Source organism: Ruegeria sp. CDSC021, from assembly GCF_059610845.1.
The window spans coordinates 652,026-673,881 of the sequence record NZ_JBXWOK010000001.1; the positions used below are offsets into that span (position 1 = coordinate 652,026).

Here is a 21,856-nt window from a genome sequence, read left to right on the forward strand (position 1 = left end):
TGTTAATACAGCTAAAATAGAAAGGGCGCTGCATGTCGATCCACGCAACGCCCGAATTCCGATCTCAAAGCCTATGGCTCAGCTCTCGCCGGCCTCCTTGTAAATACCTTGTTCTTTCAACGCGTCCACAACCTCTTTTGGCATATAGGTCTCATCGTGTTTCGCAAGAATTTCTGAGGCTTCAAAGACTCCGTTTACGTAGCTTCCGGTACCAATCATACCCTGGTTTTCCGAGAACAAATCAGGCAAAACCCCAGTAAACGTGACCGGCACACTTTCGCCACCGTCCGTCACCACGAAACGCACGGTTTCCCCTTGCCCCCGCACGATCGAACCCTCTTCGACAAGACCACCGATCCGGAATATTTCAGTCGGTTTTGGTGGCTCTGCCATTACTTCACTGGGTGAGCGGAAGAAATTGATGCCGTCCTGCATAGCGTATCCGATCAACGCCGTAGACACTGCCAAAGCAACGATTGACAGAAGGATGATCTGAACGCGACGACGTTTCTTGAGCGTTTTCATTTGTTCCTCATGGGAAAAGTGGGGCCATCATCAGACCCGCAGTTTCAGCTTCACCTAACATCAGGTTAGCGTTCTGCAAGGCTTGGCCACTGCTACCTTTTGTCAGGTTATCCAGTGCTCCGATCACAATGGCGCGCCTCTCGATCCGGTCGCTGGCCACGCCGATATGGCAGAAATTTGAGCCGCGCACATGGTGGGTCGAGGGTGTTTCGCCAAATGGCAGCATCTGGATAAATGGTTCGCTTTCATAGGTTTTCACAAGCGCTTCATAAACGCTCGTGGGGTCACCTTTGACATATGTAGTCGCTAGGATACCCCGGTTTGCCGGAACCAGATGCGGAGTGAACTGAACATGGACCGGGCGCCCTGCAAGGGCAGAAAATTCTTGATCGAATTCCCCCAAATGCCGATGCGTACCGCCAACAGCATATGCGTTATACCCTTCGCTAAGTTCGGCATGCAGCAGGTTTTCTTTCAGCGACCGCCCGGCACCAGACACCGCGCATTTGAGGTCCAGAATGATGTCATCCAGATCAATGACGCCGGCCGAAATCAAAGGGCGCAAAACATATTGTCCGGTGGCGGCGTTGCAGCCTGTTCCGGCAACCAAGCGGGCCGTGCGAATTTGATCGCGATAAAACTCGGTCAGGCCGTAAACGGCCTCCTCCTGCTGCTCCAAAGCCGCATGAGGGTTGCCATACCATTTTTCATATTCCTCAGGGTCGCGTAGCCTGAAATCGGCGGACAGGTCGATGATTTTAAGGTCCTTCGGCAGATCGCGGATAACTTCCTGGCTGGTTTTATGTGGCAGCGCGCAAAAGCACAGGTCGATCCCTGAAAAGTCGATTTCCGAAATCTTGCCAAGAACCGGAAGCTGCAGGTGCCGCAAATGAGGGAACACCTGCGCCATCGACTGTCCGGCTTTCCGCTCGGCAGAAAGTGCAGCGATTTCCATATTCGGATGCTCGGCGATCAACCGAACCAGTTCAGCGCCGGTATAACCCGAAGCGCCCAGAATTGCGATTTTGTGGGTCATCTTGGACCTCTTGAAACTGTATGCCACTGTTCATGCCCGCCACTGTGACGGTCATGGGATTACGGGTTCTTTCAGGCCGCGTCTTTGACCAAAGTCAGACAGCCTCGAAAGTAATTTGTCGTCGGAGGAATTGGGTGGCGCGATCACTGACAACGCCTGGCTTACCAGTGGTCAGATAACCGCCCTTTGCCGCACCCTGCATGTTCGGGTGCCGCTGCAAATAGTCTGCCAGACTTTCGGCAACCAGATCACCCTGGCTGAACACCTCAACGTCGGGTCCTAAGGCCTTCTGAAACGCCTCTGCCATCAAGGGATAGTGCGTACAGCCCAGAATTGCGGCCTGAGGATCTGGCATCTTGCGTTTCAGGGCGTCCACATGGCTTCGCACCAGCGCTTCGGCCAGGATCATGTCGCCTTCCTCGATGGCATCAACGACCCCACCGCAGGCCTGCGCCTCAACATCTACGCCAATCGCACGAAAGGCCAACTCGCGTTGAAACGCGCGACTCGATACGGTGGCCGGGGTCGCAAACAAAGCGACGTGTTTGACCGCGACTTCACGCGGCGGGCTGTTGTCACCCCATTGCCGCTCAGTCAGCGCTTCGATCAATGGAACAAAAACGCCCAAGACGCGCTTGCCTTGAGGCACGCCCTCTTCCTGCATCCGCCGCAAAGCAGCAGCGCTGGCCGTATTGCAGGCCAGAATCACCAGATCACATCCCCGGTTCCAGAGGTCGTTCACCGCACCCCGGGTCAGCTCATAAATATTCTCTACATCACGCACCCCGTAAGGCGCATGTGCGCTGTCCGCGTAATACAGGAAATCAACGTCGGGAAGACGTTTCTGCGCGGCGTTCAGAACGGTCAGACCGCCCAAACCAGAATCAAAAATGCCTACTGCCATTTGCCCCTTTAGGCGCGATGCCGTTCCTCAAATTCATAGCCATAGTCATAAGACTTTAGTGGCTTTGGAGACAGCTCATACGTTGCTTTGCGCAAGAAATCCATCATCTTGCGCGTATCCTTGGCCAACGGGTCCAGAACGTCGCGGCCGATGGGCTCTCCGATCACCACCTGGACCGGGGTATCAACGCGTTTTTTGAATTCCTTGATTAGCAATCCCATGCGCAATGTATTGTGCAGATGGCTGGCGATCTGAAACAGGCGTGAGGTATGACCGTCAAAAAAGACCGGCACAACTGTCGCGTCTGATTTGGCAACCATCCGCGCCGTGAAGCCACGCCAGCCCGGGTCCATCGGGTACGAGAAAGGCTTTGCCCCTGTGCTGACGGTACCGCCGGGAAATATGCCAATCGCGCCGCCCTCGCCCAGATAGTTCAAAGCTTTCTTGCGGGTCTCCAGGTTCTGCTTCATCGCAGCTTTTGTATCGTCGAATGAAATCGGCAGAACGACCCGATTCAGATCCTCTGCCTTACGAAACACATGGTTGGCCAGAATGCGAAAATCCCCACGCGTACTGGACAACATGTGCCCCATCATCAACCCATCCAGAATTCCATATGGGTGATTGGCAATCAAAATCAGAGGGCCATTACGGGGAATATTAGACAATGACCCGCCAACCACATCCAGAGACAAACCGTATCTCTCAACCATGACCGACCAGAAATCTCGCCCGTTGGCCACGTCTTTTTCGTACCCATCAGCACGCCTGATAAGGCGCAGGCGGCCTGTGGTGTTCTCCATAAGCTTGATGACCATCCGTCCGCTTTTGGTTTCGGCGGAATAGGCATAAGAAATGTCACGTGCAACATGGCGTCGCGAGGGCATGGAAATCTCCGGTTTTGTACTTGCATTTTAAATGCAAGTAACAATTTTGCCTAGCTGTCGTGACACGGTTGTGACGAATTACTCGGCGGCGGCCTGTAATTCAGGTCCTCCGTTCCGTATCGTGGTCAACAATTCCTCTCTGCGTTTGGCGGCGCTCGCCTCATTCGCCTTAAGGACGGGTCCAAAACCTTTGATATCCAAGGGCAACTTAGCGAGCGAAATTACGGCATCCTTTGTTTGGATGGAAATCAGCGGAGTGATCTCTTTGAGATCACGCTCATACTGCTTGATCAGCGCGCGCTCCATTCGACGTTCGACACTATAGCCAAAGATATCCAGCGGAGTACCTCGAAGAACTTTTAGCCGAGACATGAATTTCAGCGGCTTCAACATCCATTCGCCGAAACTCCGTTTGCGGGGTCGGCCATCTGGTCCTTTGCCACCAAGCAGCGGTGGGGCAAGGTGGAAAGTCATTTTGAATTCGCCATCAAATTCGGCGGCGGCTTTCTCCCGACTGGACAGTAACAACCGGGCCACTTCGTATTCGTCCTTGTAAGACAACAGCTTATGATACCCTTTTGCGACAGCATCACGAATTCCTGCATCCTCAAACGAGTCAACGATTTTGCGGTAGCGTTTCGCCAGACGAGCGCTTTGATACTGGGTTAGATGATCGGCGCGGAACGCGATGACCTGCTCTGGTGATTTCGGGAGGTCGGAAACACTTGGCCGTAGAATCTCATCAACTTTTTCCGGGTGTAAAACCGCCCAACGACCGATCTCAAAGGCTCTTTTGTTGCGTTCTACCGCCGTTCCGTTCAGATCAATGGCTGCAATCACCGCATCGAGGTTGACGGGTATCAGCCCGCGCTGCCATGCGGCCCCCAAAACCATCATGTTCGAATAGATTGAGTCTCCCATCACTGCGCGCGCAAGCTCAGTGGCATCAAACAGGGAAACGTCTTCTTTCAATCGTGCTTGCAGCGCCAATTCCAGCCTCTCACCAGGAATCCTAAACTTAGTGTCGCGCGTGAAGTCACCGGTAACGGTTTCGTGGCTGTTGACCACCGCTCCGGTCTGACCCAAGCGTGTCAGGCCAAGTGTTTTGGCCCCGGCGGACACAACCAAATCACCACCGATCAATGTGTCGGCTTCACCCGTTGCCACACGTATTGCACTGATATCTTCTGGCCGGTTGGCAATACGGCAATGAATATGAACCGCACCGCCTTTCTGGGCCAAGCCTGCCATCTCCATCATTCCGGCGCCTTTGCCGTCAATCTGGGCCGCCTGTGCCAGAATCGCCCCCAGCGTGACAACTCCGGTCCCACCGATGCCGGTGATGACAACATTATGTGTGCCCACTATTTCAGGCAGCTCGGGCATCGGAAGATCGGGCAGATCAAGTTCGGTCGTCGCTTCTTTGCGAATCTTCGCGCCTTCCAGCGTAACAAAGGAGGGGCAGAACCCTCTCAGACACGAAAAATCCTTGTTACAGCTTGATTGGTCAATCGCGCGTTTCCGGCCAAGTTCGGTTTCCTTGGGAACAATCGAAACACAGTTCGATTGGATGCCGCAGTCACCGCAGCCCTCACAGACATCCGTATTGATAAAGACCCTTTTGTCCGGGTCGGGAAAGGTTCCGCGTTTACGACGACGGCGTTTCTCAGCGGCGCAGGTCTGGACATAGACGATGATCGAGACGCCCTCATAGGTGCGGAATTTCTCTTGCACATTCATCAGTTCGGCGCGCTCAAAGCTCTCTACCCCTGCGGGTAGGGCTTTGAAGTTTACATCTTCTTTTTCGTCATAGACCAACGCGACATGTGTGACGCCCATAGCCTTGACCTCGGCCGCGATCCTTTCGGCGGTCAGATCACCCTCATTGCCCTGCCCGCCCGTCATTGCGACTGCATCGTTGAACAGAATCTTGAAGGTGATGTTCGTACCCGCCGACAAAGCTGCCCGGATCGCCTGAACACCGGAATGGTTATAGGTGCCGTCTCCGAGGTTCTGGAACACATGATTGGTGGTCGAGAACGGCTCTTCCCCGATCCAGTTTGCCCCTTCGCCACCCATCTGAGTAAAGCCAAATGTGCTTCGATCCATCCACTGAACCATGTAATGGCATCCGATGCCTGCATAGGCCCGGCTTCCGTCTGGTACCTTGGTCGAACTGTTATGCGGGCATCCAGAACAGAAATACGGAAGGCGCGAGGCTATTTCCTCGGCATTGTCCGCCCGGCGCGCTTCGGTCAGCTTGGTCAAACCTGCGCGGACCCCGTCGGTATCACGGCCTTCTTCAATCAGAATACCGCCCAGTTTTTCAGCGATCATGTTCGGATCAAGGGCACCGCGGGTGGGAAACAGCTCTTCCCGATGCAGCGTCCCAGCACCGCCCTTGTACCAGCCATAGACTCGTCGACCACGGCGGTCGTCAAAGATCGCTTCCTTAACCTGAACCTCGATCAGTTTGCGTTTTTCCTCAACGATTACGATCAGGTCCAAACCTTCTGCCCAGTCATGAAATCCGGACATATCCAGAGGGAACGTCTGTCCGACCTTATAGGTCGTGATGCCAAGGCGCTCGGCCTCGGCCTCATCAATATTCAACAAGGAAAGCGCGTGGGTAAGGTCCAGCCAGTTCTTGCCAGCGGCCACCAGACCTATCTTTGCGCCGGGTTTGCCCCAGACACGTTTGTCCATCCGGTTGGCCCGTGAAAACGTTTCAGCCGCAAAACGCTTGTAATCAATAATGCGCTCTTCCTGCAGATGAGGCGTATCGCCAAGCCGGATGTTCAGCCCTCCTTCGGGCATATCAAACTCGGGCACCAAGACTTTCATGCGATCAGGGTTGCCATCAACGACCGAGGTCACCTCGATCGTGTCCTTCATGGTCTTGAGGCCGACCCAGACACCGGCGAACCGACTGAGCGCGAATCCGTAAACGCCGTAGTCGAGTATCTCTTGTACTCCGGCCGGGCTGACCACTGGCATGTACATATCAACCAGCGACCACTCGGACTGATGCAGAACGGTCGAGCTTTCGCCCGTGTGATCATCCCCCATGGCCATCAGAACGCCACCATGTGCCGCCGTCCCTGCCATATTGGCATGGCGCATCACGTCGCCTGACCGATCTACACCAGGTCCTTTTCCGTACCACAGACCAAAGACGCCATCGAACTTGCCGTCACCCCTTAACCCGGCCTGCTGACTGCCCCAAAGCGCGGTTGCCGCAAGATCCTCGTTCAGACCGTATTGAAAAGTGACATCGCTTTCTGTCAGCTGTTTCTGCGCGCGCATCATCTGCTGGTCGACCGCTCCAAGGGGCGATCCGCGGTATCCCGTCACCAATCCCGCAGTGTTCAGACCCGATTTCGTGTCGCGCGCCTTTTGCATCAGCATAAGGCGCACAAGCGCCTGAGTGCCGTTCAATAGAACCGTGTTTTTACTTAAGTCGAAACGGTCGTTCAAAGAAATTTGTGGCTTACTCATCAAACGCCTCCCCTCGTCAGATCAGTGTGCTTCATCTGCTTCCATATTAGGTCATAATAACTGACCTGCCTAGAGCTTATCCTCTGAAACGCAAGGATTTCGCCGTTTGAATGTGGAAGTTGTCACCTATTTCATATAGGCGTTCGGCAGGATAACGAAAGTTGCGGCGATGGATTGGGACAAGCTTAGGATATTTCACGCGGTTGCAGATGCGGGCAGCCTGACACATGCAGGCGATAAGCTGAACCTATCTCAATCGGCAGTCAGCAGACAAATTCGGGCATTGGAAGAGTCACTTGATTCGACGTTGTTCCATCGTCACGCCCGCGGTCTGATTCTGACCGAACAGGGTGAGCTGCTGTTCGACGCCACCTCGGCAATGTCCAAGCGACTGGACGCGGCAGCGGCGCGCATACGAGACAGCGAAGAAGAAGTCTTTGGTGTGCTGCGGGTCACAACCACATTTGGCTTTGGGACCCTATGGCTCGCTCCGAGGTTGCCAAAGCTGTATGAACAATACCCGGACCTAAATATCGACCTCATGCTTGAGGAACGCGTTCTTGACCTGCCAATGCGCGAGGCCGATGTCGCCATTCGTATGAAAGAGCCTAGCCAGGCTGATCTGGTGCGCAAGCGCCTGATGACAGTACAGATGCTGCTTTATGCTACCCCGGAATATCTAAAGGAAAGCGGTCAACCTGCCTCCCTCGAAGAAATCTCGAGCCATCGACTTATCTGTCAGACCCCCTCAGCCCCCCAAGTAGGGGCCAGTGCGGCAATGGTACGGCATCTGATGACCTATAACCCGGCGTCGTTGCTGACAGTGAACAACTATTTCGGTGTCTTGCAGGGCGTACTGCACAATCTGGGAATTGGCTTGCTGCCCGATTATGTCACGCATGATTTCCCGCATCTGCTGCCGGTACTTTCAGACATCGAAACGGCAGACGTTCCTGTTTATCTCGCCTACCCCGAAGAGTTACGCCACTCCAAACGCGTGGCAGCCTTCCGCGATTTTGTGCAGGACGAGATCATCGCGCAGCGTAAACACCTGAAGAAAATGGGGAAACTATAGCTATGCGTCAACGTCATAGCGGACATGACGGACTATCACACTGAAACGCCTTGATCGTTATCAAACTGATGCCTAAATGAGCACTCGAAGGCGGTGATGCTGTAACGCTCATCATCTTCATACCTCCCTGTTGGACTACGGCCGAGCTTAGTGCTCGGCCTTTTTTTTGGCCCTGACTTAATCGGTGACACCGAACAGCCGAAAATTGCTGGGAAATTTCCACCTCCGCGCCTATAATCCCGTAAAAGATCAAAAATTCGTGTTCGAGGGAAAATTCATGCACCATCCACTCCGCCTATTACTGGCGTTGATTTCCGCCATTCTTCTTGCGGTACCAGTACACGCACAAGACAGTGGGGCCGTGTCGTCTACGGTAACAATTCCAGAGGACCTGACGCCCGATCAGGTTGATGGCTTGGTGGCACGTATGTCCGACGATCAGGTTCGCGCCATTTTGCTGGAACGGCTCGATGCGGTTGCAGAAAAGCAGGCGGCAGCAAACGAAAACCATGAAGATCCGCTTACCGAAATCAGTGAAATCTGGGCCGAGATGGTTACCTCTTGGACGCAGGTTTTGACCACATTGCCAAATATCGTCGGCGCCCAGGTTGTGGCGTTCAGCAATTTCTCAGCGAAATTCGGATCTACCGGGGTGTTTGGCCTGTTTGGGTTGATCCTAGCAGTTCTGGTGGCCGGATACGCTGCTGAGAAATTGTTTGGGTTTCTCACCCGCAAATGGCACGAAGAGCCCGATGGGAATTCTGATGCCGATCTTTGGAGCGCGGTACGTTACTTGTTCCGCCGATTCTGCCGGGAAATCGCAGGACTTGTTGTGTTCTATGTTGTTATCCGGGCGATTGGACGGGGCTTGCTGACGACAGAACAGCTTACCTATGCCGCCCCATTCGTTTTCTACCTGATTTGGATTCCGCGTCTGGGCGCAGCCGCCTCACGCTTTGTGCTGGCGCCCAAAAAGCCACATTACCGGTTGGTCAACATAGACGATCATTGGGCCAAATATCTGCATCGCAACCTGATTGGCCTTCTTCTATTGATCGGCCTCACGCTCTTTATCGTACGGTTCAACTTGCTTAACGGTATCACCCCGGCCGATACGCGTATCGGTTTCTGGCTGAACGCTGGCATCCATATATACATTGGGATCATCGCTTGGACCGCGCGCGAAGGGTTGTCTCAGATGATGTTGGGCACGGATCCGGACCACACCAAATTCGATGAAAAGGTCGCTCATTACTATCCCTACTTCGCTATCGGCGTTTCGGTGGTGATATGGTTCCTGGTCGAATTCCTGATCGCACAGCGTGATCCCAGAACACTTGCCCTGCTTGGCAAAGGGCCACATTTCACGACGATGTTCTGGCTGCTGATCGCACCAGCGCTTGATACGCTGATCCGTGGCCTAGTGCGCCATCTTCAACCCCCAATGTTGGGCGACGGACCATTGGCCGAACGCGCCTATAAATCAGCCAAGCGCAGCTATATCCGGATTGGTCGCGTGCTGGCCGGCCTGTTTGTGGTCTTTATGATCGCGCGGGTCTGGCAGCTTGATCTTCGACATGTCGCCTCTGCCGGGATCGGAACCGACGTTGGCGGTACGGTAATCGAATTCCTGATGATCATCGCTGTCGGATACATCTTGAACGAGGTCGTCTCACTATGGATCAACCGTCGTCTTGCCAAGGAACAGACAACGGCAGAAGAGCTGGATGAAGAGGCCGGTGGCGAGGGTGGCGGCGCAGGCGGTTCACGTCTGGCGACGGTTCTTCCCTTGCTGCGGATCACGGCGCAAGTCACGATTGCGGTCATCTTCGGCCTGCTCGCATTGGGCGCGCTGGGCATCAACATCACCCCACTTCTGGCAGGTGCTGGTGTCCTTGGTCTTGCGATCGGTTTCGGCGCTCAGAAGCTGGTGGCAGATATCGTCGGCGGTGTCTTCTTCCTTATCGACGATGCGTTTCGCGTGGGTGAATATGTCGATGTCGGCGGCACCATGGGCACCGTCGAGAAAATCTCGATCCGTTCGATGCAGCTCCGCCATCACCGTGGGCCCGTTCACACGATCCCCTATGGCGAGATTCAAAAGCTGACCAATTTCAGCCGTGACTGGGTGATCATGAAGCTAAAGTTCACCGTGCCGTTTGACACTGATCCCAACAAGGTCAAGAAGATCTTCAAGAAGATCGGCGCCGAGATGATGGCGGACGAAACCCACAAAGAAGGCTTCTTGCAGCCCTTCAAATCGCAAGGTGTTTTCGACTTTGACGATGTTGGCATGATCATCCGCGGCAAGTTCATGGCCAAGCCGGGCAAGCAGTTCACGCTTCGCAAGGAAATCTTCAACCGGGTGAAGGCCGAGTTCAATGCCAATGGCATCGACTTTGCCCGCCGCGAAGTTCGCGTAGCAATTCCTGGTCTGGAAGAGGCCGAGAACCTTACCGAACAACAAAAAGCTGCTGTTGGGGCCGCTGCGGCGGACTCGATCAACAAGGGAGAAACCCCAGCTTAAAGACCAGATACAGACGCCACGCGGCTTTTGGGCCGTCTGGCAGGAAATACTATAGACGGAACCGGCCACTAGCGCGGTTCCGTTTTTTTTTCTGGGTACACAAAGCGCAGAAAAGCTCGAAATTGGCATATGCCGGTTACGTTATTCGACCCTGCGCTGACTTGGCCCTTCCCACAGACGCGCCCTTGCCCTACAAGGCCCGCAATCTCGGCCACCATGGATACAGGACAAACGATGCAAGAGCCCGCCATCACACCGGATCTGATTGCCGCGCACGGGTTGAAACCCGAAGAATACGAGATGATCCTGGAGATTATCGGGCGCGAGCCAACCTTTACCGAGTTGGGCATTTTCTCGGCCATGTGGAACGAGCATTGTTCCTACAAATCTTCTAAGAAATGGCTGCGCACCCTGCCCACCTCTGGACCCCAGGTGATCTGCGGACCGGGTGAAAATGCAGGTGTGGTCGATATCGGCGATGGTCAGGCCGTGGTCTTCAAGATGGAAAGCCACAACCATCCGTCTTACATCGAACCCTATCAAGGTGCAGCCACAGGTGTTGGAGGTATCCTGCGCGACGTTTTCACCATGGGTGCGCGCCCAATTGCCTCGATGAACGCGCTGTCTTTTGGTGAACCCGGCCACCACAAGACCCGTCAGCTGGTCAATGGCGTGGTCGAAGGTATCGGCGGCTATGGCAACTGTTTCGGCGTCCCTTGCGTTGGCGGCGAAGTGCGCTTTCACCCGGCCTATAATGGCAACTGCCTTGTGAATGCCTTCGCAGCCGGGCTGGCAGACAGTGACAAGATTTTCTACTCAGCCGCGTCGGGCGTCGGCATGCCCGTTGTCTATCTCGGTGCGAAAACCGGGCGCGACGGCGTCGGCGGTGCCACCATGGCCAGCGCCGAGTTTGACGACACCATCGAAGAAAAGCGCCCCACCGTTCAGGTCGGCGACCCCTTCACCGAAAAACGCCTGATGGAAGCGACGCTGGAGCTGATGCAGACCGGCGCGGTGATCTCGATCCAAGACATGGGTGCGGCGGGCCTGACCTGTTCCGCAGTTGAGATGGGTGACAAAGGCGGTCTGGGCGTTCGGCTTGATCTGGAAAACGTCCCCCAGCGCGAAGAGAACATGACAGCCTATGAGATGATGCTGTCGGAATCCCAAGAACGCATGTTGATGGTTCTCAAACCCGAGCTTGAGGCCGAGGCTCGCGCCGTTTTCGATAAATGGGACCTAGATTTCGCCATCGTGGGTGAAACCGTCGCCGAAGATCGCTTTCTAATCATGCATAATGGTGAGGTCAAAGCCGATCTGGTTCTGTCCAAACTCTCCTCAACCGCGCCCGAATATGATCGCCCGTGGGAGCCTACACCGCAAGCAGAAGATCTGGCCGACGTGCCTCAGATCGACCCAATCGACGGTCTGCGCGCCCTGCTCGCTTCGCCAAACTATGCGGGCAAGCAATGGGTTTACGAGCAGTATGACACCATGGTTATGGCCGATTCCGTGCGTACACCTGGTCTGGGCGCCGGCATGGTTCGTGTACACGGCACCGACAAGGTTCTTGCTTTCACCAGTGACGTGACCCCGCGCTATGTGCGAGCCAACCCTGTTGAAGGCGGCAAGCAAGCTGTTGCCGAAGCCTACCGCAACCTGACCGCCGTCGGGGCATTGCCGCTGGCGACCACTGACAACCTGAATTTTGGCAACCCAGAAAAGCCCGAGATCATGGGCCAGTTCGTCGGCGCGATCCAAGGCATTGGTAAGGCCGTCGCAGCGTTGGATATGCCCATCGTGTCCGGCAACGTGTCGCTTTACAACGAAACCGACGGTCAGGCGATCCTGCCGACCCCGACAATTGGAGCGGTCGGCCTTCTGGCGCACACGGACGAGATCATAGGTAATGAGGTCCGCGACGGCCACGTGGCTCTGGTCATCGGCGAAACGCAGGGGCATCTGGGCCAATCCGCGCTTCTGGCCGAAGTGTTCAACCGCGAAGATGGCGACGCGCCGCATGTCGATCTGGACGCCGAAAAGCGCAACGGAGAGTTCATCCGCGCAAACCGAGAGATGATCAAGGCCTGCACCGATCTTGGCGATGGTGGTCTGGCATTGGCAGCCTTCGAACTGGCCGAAGCAACCGGCGTCGGCATAACGCTTGACGACGCCTCGACCGAATTCCTGTTTGGCGAGGATCAGGCCCGTTATCTGGTCGCCTGCAACTTTGACCAGGCCGAAGCCCTGATGATTGCTGCAGGTCAGGCTGGCGTTCCACTGGTATCGGTCGGGCGGTTCACGGGCGACAGCGTCCGCATCGGCTCTTCTGAGGCCTTGCTTGATGAACTGACTGCCACTTTCCGCAACAGCTTCGCCGAAGCCGTCGCCTGATTTTGGCACCTGCGCTTCTGAAAACCTGCACTTTGACAAGTGCAGGTTTTTGTCATTTCGGGGCGTCTATCTGACCCTTGCGCGCCCCGCCCCGGCGCACTACATCTTGGGAAAGACTTTCAGGAGAAACCTACATGCCGATGAGCGCCCACGAGATTGAGAACCTGCTGCGCGACGCGTTTCCCGATGCGGACATTCAGGTCGGCGGCAGCGACGGCGTACATATGTCGGCCATGGTCGTGGATGAGAGCTTTCGTGGCAAAAACCGGGTGCAACAACAGCGAGCAGTCTATGCAGCCCTCAAAGGCAAGATGGACGGCCCGGATGGCGACTTGCACGCGCTGGCGCTGACGACGAAAGTGCCTGAGTGAGCACGACTTTTGGGGCATATGCTATTTGGGGCGTCGTGCTGATTGCCATCCTTGGTATTTATGTAGTGGTTATTGTCAGACGTAGCCGCTCTGACCGAAAACCAGTTACGCGCGATCCCAAGGGGGCAACCTCCAGCCAGAATGCGACTCTAGTCGCGTCAACGACAGACGGAGGCAGAGGCGGTGGTGTTAGTGCAATCGTTATTCCTCGGGACCCACAGGCATACGCAAAAACCATGGCCCCCAAGAAATGAACCTTTGGCTCGTCAGCATTTGCGCAATCGCAGCATTGATAGTTGTCGCCGCGCTGATCGAGGCCTATGTAAAACGCAACAGAAAGCGTAAATTTGCTGACATGCGCCCGGACCCCGACAAAATCAGCAAGGTTGGCGGCATTGAACGGTACGGGCTTGATCCGGTGACGCTGGCACAGGCCGAGCACCAACGATTGGAAAAAGAAGGCTGGGCTCCTGGCCAAGCAGAGAACGAAACGACCGCCGAAGATGCGGGCGAAAAGGATGACCAAGATGACCGACGTGAAAACCCAGATCGACGAGACCGTCAAAGCCAATGATGTGGTGCTATATATGAAAGGCACCAAGGAAATGCCGCAATGCGGATTCTCCTCGCGCGTGGCAGGCGTGCTGAACTACATGGGCGTAGAATTTGCTGACGTGAATGTACTAGCCGACGAAGGCTTGCGTCAGGGGATCAAGGACTATTCTGACTGGCCGACTGTTCCGCAACTCTATGTCAAAGGCGAGTTCGTAGGTGGATGCGACATCATCACCGAGATGACCCTGTCAGGTGAGCTGGACACCTTGTTTGATGACAACGGTGTCGGCTACAACAAGGAAGCCGCTGATAAAATCAGGGAAGCAAACGCCTGATCAGCGGCTGACGCAATTTCCCAATAAGACCTGCTCGCTGGCGGCATCTGCACCTGTCGCCAGAAAGCTCACTGTGGCGTCCCAGCCTTTGGAGCGCAGGATGTAAGTGCCAGTTGTTCCGTCGGATTCATAGCGAATACCAGAGCCGCTCTGAGCTTGGCGCAAAGTCACCAGCTTATTGTCGACCATCATGGCTGCCGCGCTGGATCCATCCTCGGCATTGAAATAGGCAACCTCAAGAGGCACGCCGTTATCACAAGTAAATGTGACGGGCAGAATATCGATCCCAGCCCAGGAAACCTGCGCTGACACAGACATGAAAGTTGCAATAGCAATAGTACGCATATTTATCATTTCGTTGACTTTTCTTCTATGAATGCCGCCATTGCCTCGGCCCGAGCAGCCAATTCTGCCAAGGTGTCGGTGACCGAAGGTGGAACCACGGCAACTTCAATTCTTTCCGGCTCGGGCTGTGGCATGCTGCGCAGGTTCCGAAGCTCGGCTTCGGCCTCCGCTAGCTTATTTTCCAGCGAGTTGATCTTGTCACCCGTGGCGGCGGCTTTGTCTGCCAACATCAATCCAGCCATCAAAAGCATCCGGGATTCAGGCATCCGACCGATCTGATCCGACAATACCTGCGCTTCATCATCCAGCAATTTAGCAGCAGCTTGCAGGAAAACCTCTTCGCCTTCCTGGCATGAAACCTCAAAGCCGCGCCCCCCGATTTGAATGGTCAATTCAGGCATTATTCCACCTCTCCTTCGGCCAGTTTCGCCTGAGACAGCAACGGTTCCAACCGGGCCAGCACGGCATGTGCTTCGGCCGCATCGGTGGCCTGCGCTGCGCGCGTTGCCTCAAGCTCGGCAGCTGTGGCACGGTTCAATAGATCCGCATCGGTCATTCCGTCTTCTGCAGCTGCGCGCAGCTCTTCGATCGACATTCGTAGTTGTTCGTTGGCTTTGCGCATGCGCTGGAGATCATCATCCAGACGCGACATCGCCGCGCCATGGCTACTGCGTTCGGCGCGCAGCATTTCTAACTCGGCGCTGAGTTCCGCCACGCGTTCACTATCCGCCAATTCCGAACGAAGACGGGCATTTTCGGCTTTCAGTTCTTCGACAACATCCTGATCTTCCAATGCAGCCTTTGCGCTTGCCAACTCGGCCCGTGCGGCTTCGACCGAGGCAAGCTGTGCCCTGGCATCGTCGAGTTGCTCGCGCAGCGCTGCACTTTCCTGATTATCGGACGGGGTATTACGCAAGCCTTCGATTTCTAGGCGCATGGCATCGACTTCGGAATCGTGCCTTTCTTTTAATGATCTGAGACGCTCTTCAAGTTGAGCATTCGCAACCCTCTCATCATCCAGAGCTACACGCAGAGTGTCATCTTCTCCACTGTTGCCTGCGCCAACTTCCGCCATTGTCGCAATGCCGGATCCAATCCGATCCATCGCGGCCACAATACGGCGTTGTAGTTCTTCGATCTGGCTCATGCCCCTGCCACCTTTTTTATCAAGGTTCCTTTGTTTCGCGAGGTTATCCGAATCAACCTTGTACGCGTCTTGGCCTAGTCTAACCCAATGGCATCGAAAATACCCACTGTTTGCTTTCAACGACTTGGGTCACATTCTTGATCCAGCAAAACCCTGCAGCACCCAGTTCTACTTGCACTTTGAGGGCTGAATGGTATTGAGCGGCCATCTGCCTGTAATCCAAAGGAACAACACCCGTGGACCTGACTGCGCTGCGCAATGCCAACCCCGAACACTGGGACAAAGCTGCGGCCATCCGCACATTGACCCTCGACGCCGTCGCCGCCGCCAATTCCGGCCATTCCGGTATGCCAATGGGCATGGCCGATGTCGCGACTGTACTGTTCGAAAAGCACCTGAAATTCGATGCCTCGGCCCCAAACTGGCCCGACCGCGACCGGTTCATCCTGTCCGCCGGTCACGGCTCGATGCTGATCTATTCGCTGTTGTATCTCACTGGGAACGCTGACGTTACGCTGGAACAGATCAAGAATTTCCGTCAGCTGGGCGCAAAAACTGCAGGTCACCCCGAGAACTTCCTTGTCAACGGGATCGAAACAACAACCGGCCCGCTGGGTCAGGGGATCTCGAACGCCGTTGGTTTTGCCATGGCCGAGGAAATTCAGCGCGCTCATTACGGCAAGAAGATCGTAGATCACTATACCTATGTCATCGCGGGCGACGGCTGCCTTATGGAAGGCGTTAGCCAAGAGGCCATCACGCTGGCCGGCCGTCACGAGCTGGGTAAGCTGATCGTGTTCTGGGACAACAACAACATCACCATCGACGGCACGGTCGACATCGCTGACCGGACCGATCAGGTGAAACGTTTTGCCGCCTCGGGCTGGCAAGTCATCGAGATTGATGGTCATGATCCGCAGGCCATCGACGAGGCCATCACCAAGGCGAAATCGTCAAACAAGCCGACCATGATCGCCTGTGAAAGCCATATTGCTTTGGGTCACGCCGCGCAGGATACCTCGAAAGGCCACGGCGCCCTGACCGATCAGGAACAGCTGAAAGCGGCCAAAGAGGCCTATGCCGCCCCGCATGGCGCGTTCGAAATTCCGGCAAATGTCAAAACTGCCTGGGAAGCAATCGGTTCCCGCGGCGCGGCCGAGCGGTCTGCGTGGGAGGAGCGTTTCGCGCAGATCTCTGAACGCAAACAGGCCGAGTTCAACCGCTCTTATGCGTTCGAGGCACCCAAAAAGCTGGCCGGTGCCATCCGCTCGTTCAAAAAGCAGATGTCGGAAGATCAGCCCAAACTGGCCACCCGCGCCTCGTCCGAGAAAGTTCTGAACGCGGTCAACCCGATCATGCCGGAAACTATTGGCGGCTCTGCTGACCTGACCGGTTCGAACAACACGAAATCGGCCGATATGGGCGTGTTCCTGCCGGAAAACCGCAAGGGTCGGTACATCCATTACGGTATCCGCGAACACGGCATGGCCGCCGCGATGAACGGTATGGCGCTGCATGGCGGCATCCGTCCCTATGGCGGTACCTTCATGGCGTTCACCGACTATGCGCGGCCCTCGATGCGGCTTGCAGCGCTGATGAAGATACCCACGGTCTTTGTGATGACCCATGACTCGATCGGTCTGGGCGAAGACGGCCCGACCCACCAGCCGGTCGAGCATCTGGCAATCTCACGCGCGACACCGAATACCTATGTGTTCCGCCCGGCGGATGCCGTTGAAACAGCGGAATCCTGGGAACTGGCGCTGACCTTCAAGGACAGCCCTTCGGTCTTGTCTCTGACCCGCCAGGGCGTGCCGACCGTACGCAAGGATCACAAAACCAAAAACCTGACTGCACAAGGCGGCTATGTTCTAGCCGAAGCCGAAGGCAAGCGTCAGGCAATCCTGATCGCAACCGGTTCGGAAGTGTCGCTGGCGATGGAAGCCAAGGCGATGCTCGAGGCCGAGGGCATTGGCACGCGCGTCGTGTCGATGCCATGCATGGAACTGTTCGCCGAGCAGGATGAAGCGTATCGCAAGCGGGTTCTGCCCGGTGGAGCCGTCCGTGTCGGCATCGAGGCCGCCGTCCGCGCCGGAGGCTGGGACCGCTGGCTGCTGGGTGAACGCGGCCGTGACGCCAAGGCAGGCTTCATCGGCATGTCGGGCTTTGGCGCGTCTGCCCCCGCTGATGAACTGTACAAACATTTCGGCATCACTGCCGAGGCCACAGTTGCAAAGGTCAAGGAATTACTGGAGCTGTAATTCCCAATTTCAAACATCAAGCGAAGGGCGGCCATGCGCCGCCCTTTTCGTTTTCTGATTAATGCGTTTCAGATTTCCGAGACAAAATCGGCGCGACCACTTTGGTTGCAATCGGGATCAGCACGAACCCCCAGGCCAGTCCGAAAATGCCATCCATCGTGGCTTTGGAAATCCACTCCACGGCACCTTCCCATTGCGCCGAAACCGCATGCCCGGCTGCATAGGCCATGTCATGGATCTGATGTCCCAACCAGCCAAAACCCAGAACCTCAAGCCCGTGAATGATGATCGAGCCGCCAACCCACAGCATCGCAGCTGTGCCGACAATCGACAGCACTTTCATGACAACCGGCATCGCCTTAACCAATCCACGCCCCAATCCGCGCCCGATCGGCGTTGGTGCGTTCCGCGCCAGGAAAAGGCCCACATCGTCCATCTTCACGATCAAGGCGACCGAGCCATAAACGGCCAGGGTCACACCTAGTCCAACAACGGCCAGCGTTGCCGCCTGCATCCAGATATTCGGTGCTTCGATGGCGGCAAGGGCGATTGTCATGATCTCGGCGGACAAGATGAAATCGGTTTTGATCGCCCCCTTGACCTTCTGCTCTTCCAGATGGCCCGGGTCTTTGACCTTCATATCTTCGTCTATAACGTGGCTGCCATGAGGGAAAAGCAGGTGAAATATCTTTTCTGCCCCTTCGAAGCACAAATAGGACCCGCCAAGCATCAACAAGGGCGTTATCAACCAGGGTGCAAAATTGGCCAGCAACAAGGCGACTGGCAACAGCAGGATAATCTTGTTGAAAATCGAGCCGCGCGCAATGCGCCAGATGATCGGCAATTCCCGCGCCGGGGCAAAGCCCTGCACATATTTCGGAGTAACTGCTGCATCATCGATGATCACGCCCGCAGTCTTGGCCCCGGCCTTGCCGGCGGCAGCGACCACATCGTCCACTGACGCTGCAGCAACCTTTGCTATGCCAGCAACATCATCCAACAGTGCCAACAAACCACTCATGCGTGTTTCCTCTCATCTCACCTGTCGCCAGGGGACCCTACCCGATCCGACGGCTAGCGCAAGCGTTAGCGCAACCGGCGAAGGTTTGCGCTAACACGTTAAGAATATGTCACTTTTGCCCTTTTGAGAAAGCGTCTGTGCCGCTATATGCCCCGCAGAGCAAGCGCATTTTTGGAGACGTCAGATGACCATCAAGGTCGGCATCAATGGATTTGGCCGTATCGGCCGCTGCACCCTGTCGCATATTGCGGCATCGGCCCGCAACGACATCGAAGTGATCAAGGTCAACGCGACCGGCCCATTGGAAACTACCGCCCACCTGCTGAAATACGACAGCATCCACGGCCGCTTTCCCCGCGATGTTTCGATCGAAGGCAACACCATGGATTTGGGCCGCGGCCCAATGGAGGTGTTCTCGACTTACGATATGAACGAGCTTGATTGGGAAGGTTGTGACGTCGTTTTGGAATGCACCGGAAAATTCAACGATGGCCTGAAAGCCAAAACGCATCTGGAACGCGGTGCTCAGAAGGTTCTTTTGTCTGCGCCAGGCAAGAATGTTGATAAAACCATTGTCTATGGCGTGAACCACAACAGCCTGGTTACTGAAGATAGAATGGTTTCGAATGGCTCTTGCACTACGAACTGCCTTGCTCCGCTTGCCAAGGTGCTGGACGAAGGTATCGGGATCGAACACGGTATCATGACTACGATCCATGCCTATACCGGCGACCAGCCGACACTGGATCGCCGTCATAGTGACCTGTATCGCGCGCGCGCTGCGGCAATGTCCATGATCCCAACTTCAACAGGTGCAGCCAAAGCTCTGGGCGAAGTTCTGCCGAACCTGAAGGGTCGTTTGGACGGCTCGGCTATCCGTGTACCAACACCAAACGTTTCTGCTGTCGACCTGACTTTCCATGCGGCGCGTGACGTGACTGTCGAAGATGTTAATGCCATCGTTCGTGAAGCATCACGGGGATCAATGCAGCGCGTCGTGGGCTATGAGCCTGCGCCGCTGGTCTCGACCGATTTCAATCATACCGAAGAAAGCTCGATTTTCGCACCAGACCAGACACGGGTTGTTAACAACCGCATGGTTCGTGTTCTGGCTTGGTATGACAACGAATGGGCCTTCTCGGTCCGTATGGCAGACGTCGCCGTGGCCATGGGACGGCTTAACTAAAACGCCGTAGAAATGTTGTACCTTTACACCCGCTCAGTTTATCTGGGCGGGTGTTTTCATTCGGGGCCAACATGACCAATCAAATTGCTATCTGGCTTGGCCTTCTAATACTTGGCTGTCTGCTAGTCGATTACGCAATGTTCGGTTCTGAGAACCTGATCTTCCTGGGAAAGAAACTTTACACCTTCCTGGACTGGCTCGCCTTCTGGCGCTGACAGAGGTTTTTCTTGACTTTTTCCTTGATCTAGCTTTGTTAGCGCTAACTTTGCAATAACAGACACCCAGACGGAGCAGACCATGACACTCAAGTTGGCAATCAATGGATTTGGACGGATCGGGCGCGGTGTTTTGCGGGCCTTGATGGAATCTGGGCGGACCGACGTTCAGATCGTGGCCATAAACGATTTGGCCAAGCCCGAAATTAACGCGCATCTCTTTGAATTCGACAGTGTGCATGGACGTTATACAAAGCCCGTTTCCCTGACCGACGCCGGTTTGGATGTCGGTGCAGGCCCGATCCGCCTAACCAGCGAACGCGAGCCTGAGAAACTCGATTGGTCCGATATTGACGTTGTTCTCGAATGCACAGGCGTGTTTCGCACGCGCGAAGCCGCGGCGCGCCATTTTGACAACGGCGCCAAAAAAGTTTTGATTTCTGCTCCTGCCCGCGGGGATGGTGCGGTCAAAACTATCGTCTTCGGGGTAAATAACCATGAGCTGACCGTCGAGGATACGATCGTTTCGAACGCATCCTGCACGACCAACTGTTTGTCGCCCGTTGCTGCGGCGCTGGACGAGGGTTTGGGCATTGTCCACGGAAACATGACAACCGTTCATGCCTATACAGCCAGCCAACCAGTTCACGATACCGCCGGAAAAGACCCGTATCTGTCACGCGCGGCTGCATTGTCGATGATTCCCACCACTACGGGGGCAGCCTCAGCCGTAGGTCTCGTATTGCCCCAGTTGGCAGGCAAATTGACTGGACAGGCAATCCGTGTTCCCACTCCGAACGTCTCGGTTGTGGATCTGGTGGCCGAGGTGTCGCGCCCAACAACCGAAGAAGAGGTCAACCAGTTGTTCATTGATGCCGCGGCCAATATTCCCGGTGTCCTGGCTGCGGAAAACCGCCCACTAGTGTCGATCGACTTCAATCACGACGCACACAGTTCGACCGTATCTTTGGCTGAAACCAAGGTGACAGACGGCACGTTGGTCCGGGTGCTGGCCTGGTACGACAATGAATGGGGCTTTTCGAACCGGATGCTGGACACGGCGGCCGCGATGGGCGCGCTATCCTAAGCGCGCACGCAGCGCGTCATTTACGCGGGGCGTGACGAAATTCGACACGTCCCCGTTCAATCGCGCGATCTCTTTCACCAGTTTCGAGGCAATCGCCTGATGGCGGGCCTCAGCCATAAGGAACACCGTCTCGATCGAGTCGTCCAATGCGCGGTTCATACCGACCATCTGGAACTCATACTCGAAATCCGCAACAGCACGCAGGCCTCTGACAATGACCTGAGCACCTACGTCGCGGGCACAGTTGATAAGCAGGTTTTCAAAAGGATGGGCGACAATTTCAGTTCCGGTCTGTTCGGAAAGAAAGGAACATTCGGCTTCTATCATCTCGACCCGTTCTTCCAACGAAAATAACGGCCCCTTTTCCCGATTGATCGCCACCCCAATCACGAGCTTGTCAACCAGAGCGGCCGCGCGACGGATGATATCAATATGACCCAGGGTGATCGGATCAAATGTTCCGGGATACAATCCAACCCTCATTGCC

At 55.5% G+C, this 21,856-nt stretch carries 20 protein-coding genes; 10 read left to right on the forward strand and 10 right to left on the reverse strand.

Annotated elements, in window-relative coordinates:
- Positions 1 to 78: 78 nt before the first annotated feature.
- From ccmE to AC2FGB_RS03320, 5 genes are all read right to left on the reverse strand, one after another.
- The gene (ccmE, locus tag AC2FGB_RS03300; RefSeq protein WP_281972148.1) at positions 79 to 525 is read right to left on the reverse strand and encodes a cytochrome c maturation protein CcmE; all 447 of its coding nucleotides are present in this window, start codon (positions 523 to 525) and stop codon (positions 79 to 81) included.
- A 7-nt stretch (positions 526 to 532) separates the two neighbouring features.
- On the reverse strand, positions 533 to 1,561 hold the full coding sequence (gene argC / locus AC2FGB_RS03305; protein ID WP_496693204.1) for an N-acetyl-gamma-glutamyl-phosphate reductase: 1,029 nt from the start codon (positions 1,559 to 1,561) through the stop codon (positions 533 to 535).
- 94 nt (positions 1,562 to 1,655) lie between these two features.
- Positions 1,656 to 2,465 (reverse strand): glutamate racemase, encoded by an 810-nt coding sequence (gene murI / locus AC2FGB_RS03310; RefSeq protein WP_496693205.1) that lies wholly within the window; start codon positions 2,463 to 2,465, stop codon positions 1,656 to 1,658.
- An 8-nt stretch (positions 2,466 to 2,473) separates the two neighbouring features.
- Entirely contained in the window at positions 2,474 to 3,352 is an 879-nt protein-coding gene (locus AC2FGB_RS03315) for a lysophospholipid acyltransferase family protein (protein WP_142633993.1), read from the reverse strand.
- Between the two features lie 78 nt (positions 3,353 to 3,430).
- On the reverse strand, positions 3,431 to 6,850 hold the full coding sequence (locus tag AC2FGB_RS03320) for an indolepyruvate ferredoxin oxidoreductase family protein (protein WP_496693206.1): 3,420 nt from the start codon (positions 6,848 to 6,850) through the stop codon (positions 3,431 to 3,433).
- Between the two features lie 169 nt (positions 6,851 to 7,019).
- Between AC2FGB_RS03320 and AC2FGB_RS03325 the strand changes: the two genes are divergently transcribed.
- The 6 genes from AC2FGB_RS03325 (at position 7,020) to grxD (ending at position 14,107) form a co-directional block, all read left to right on the forward strand.
- Positions 7,020 to 7,925, forward strand: a complete 906-nt coding sequence (locus AC2FGB_RS03325) for a LysR family transcriptional regulator (RefSeq protein WP_142633997.1) — start codon at positions 7,020 to 7,022, stop codon at positions 7,923 to 7,925.
- 277 nt (positions 7,926 to 8,202) lie between these two features.
- Complete coding sequence (locus tag AC2FGB_RS03330) at positions 8,203 to 10,452, forward strand: mechanosensitive ion channel family protein (RefSeq protein WP_282027424.1); 2,250 nt, start codon at positions 8,203 to 8,205, stop codon at positions 10,450 to 10,452.
- A gap of 234 nt (positions 10,453 to 10,686) precedes the next feature.
- Positions 10,687 to 12,846: a phosphoribosylformylglycinamidine synthase subunit PurL gene (purL, locus tag AC2FGB_RS03335; RefSeq protein ID WP_142635129.1), complete on the forward strand. Its 2,160-nt coding sequence runs from the start codon at positions 10,687 to 10,689 to the stop codon at positions 12,844 to 12,846.
- A gap of 134 nt (positions 12,847 to 12,980) precedes the next feature.
- Positions 12,981 to 13,217, forward strand: coding sequence for a BolA/IbaG family iron-sulfur metabolism protein (locus tag AC2FGB_RS03340; RefSeq protein ID WP_142634001.1), 237 nt, complete (start codon positions 12,981 to 12,983; stop codon positions 13,215 to 13,217).
- A 250-nt stretch (positions 13,218 to 13,467) separates the two neighbouring features.
- A complete protein-coding gene (locus AC2FGB_RS03345; RefSeq protein WP_496693207.1) occupies positions 13,468 to 13,791 on the forward strand; it encodes a hypothetical protein in 324 nt (107 codons plus the stop codon).
- Positions 13,745 to 14,107, forward strand: coding sequence for a Grx4 family monothiol glutaredoxin (gene grxD, locus AC2FGB_RS03350; protein WP_281972151.1), 363 nt, complete (start codon positions 13,745 to 13,747; stop codon positions 14,105 to 14,107). Before AC2FGB_RS03345 ends, grxD begins: the two co-directional genes overlap by 47 nt.
- Here the strand turns inward: grxD and AC2FGB_RS03355 are convergent, their stop codons facing one another.
- Genes AC2FGB_RS03355 through AC2FGB_RS03365 form a run of 3 tightly spaced genes read right to left on the reverse strand, consistent with a single transcriptional unit; the run spans position 14,108 to position 15,599 of the window.
- On the reverse strand, positions 14,108 to 14,425 hold the full coding sequence (locus AC2FGB_RS03355; protein ID WP_271946931.1) for an MliC family protein: 318 nt from the start codon (positions 14,423 to 14,425) through the stop codon (positions 14,108 to 14,110).
- Positions 14,426 to 14,457: 32 nt separating this feature from the next.
- Positions 14,458 to 14,853 (reverse strand): cell division protein ZapA, encoded by a 396-nt coding sequence (locus tag AC2FGB_RS03360; RefSeq protein ID WP_281994664.1) that lies wholly within the window; start codon positions 14,851 to 14,853, stop codon positions 14,458 to 14,460.
- On the reverse strand, positions 14,853 to 15,599 hold the full coding sequence (locus AC2FGB_RS03365; RefSeq protein ID WP_496693208.1) for a hypothetical protein: 747 nt from the start codon (positions 15,597 to 15,599) through the stop codon (positions 14,853 to 14,855). Before AC2FGB_RS03365 ends, AC2FGB_RS03360 begins: the two co-directional genes overlap by 1 nt.
- A 236-nt stretch (positions 15,600 to 15,835) precedes the next feature.
- Here AC2FGB_RS03365 and tkt point away from each other — a divergent pair, with 236 nt between their 5' ends.
- Positions 15,836 to 17,860, forward strand: a complete 2,025-nt coding sequence (gene tkt, locus AC2FGB_RS03370) for a transketolase (RefSeq protein ID WP_496693209.1) — start codon at positions 15,836 to 15,838, stop codon at positions 17,858 to 17,860.
- Between the two features lie 58 nt (positions 17,861 to 17,918).
- Here the strand turns inward: tkt and AC2FGB_RS03375 are convergent, their stop codons facing one another.
- On the reverse strand, positions 17,919 to 18,881 hold the full coding sequence (locus tag AC2FGB_RS03375; protein WP_142634015.1) for a DUF808 domain-containing protein: 963 nt from the start codon (positions 18,879 to 18,881) through the stop codon (positions 17,919 to 17,921).
- A 184-nt stretch (positions 18,882 to 19,065) separates the two neighbouring features.
- On the opposite strand from AC2FGB_RS03375, the gene gap (AC2FGB_RS03380) reads away from it, so the two are divergent.
- The 3 genes from gap (AC2FGB_RS03380) to gap (AC2FGB_RS03390) all read left to right on the forward strand — a co-directional run bounded on the left by gap (AC2FGB_RS03380) (position 19,066) and on the right by gap (AC2FGB_RS03390) (position 21,369).
- Complete coding sequence (gene gap, locus AC2FGB_RS03380; protein WP_142634017.1) at positions 19,066 to 20,067, forward strand: type I glyceraldehyde-3-phosphate dehydrogenase; 1,002 nt, start codon at positions 19,066 to 19,068, stop codon at positions 20,065 to 20,067.
- Positions 20,068 to 20,138: 71 nt separating this feature from the next.
- Positions 20,139 to 20,282: a hypothetical protein gene (locus AC2FGB_RS03385; RefSeq protein ID WP_496693210.1), complete on the forward strand. Its 144-nt coding sequence runs from the start codon at positions 20,139 to 20,141 to the stop codon at positions 20,280 to 20,282.
- An 82-nt stretch (positions 20,283 to 20,364) separates the two neighbouring features.
- A complete protein-coding gene (gap, locus tag AC2FGB_RS03390) occupies positions 20,365 to 21,369 on the forward strand; it encodes a type I glyceraldehyde-3-phosphate dehydrogenase (RefSeq protein ID WP_496693211.1) in 1,005 nt (334 codons plus the stop codon).
- Here the strand turns inward: gap (AC2FGB_RS03390) and coaD are convergent.
- Positions 21,361 to 21,852, reverse strand: coding sequence for a pantetheine-phosphate adenylyltransferase (gene coaD / locus AC2FGB_RS03395; protein WP_142634021.1), 492 nt, complete (start codon positions 21,850 to 21,852; stop codon positions 21,361 to 21,363). The two genes, gap (AC2FGB_RS03390) and coaD, sit on opposite strands and share 9 nt — an antisense overlap.
- Between the last annotated feature and the right edge of the window lie 4 nt (positions 21,853 to 21,856).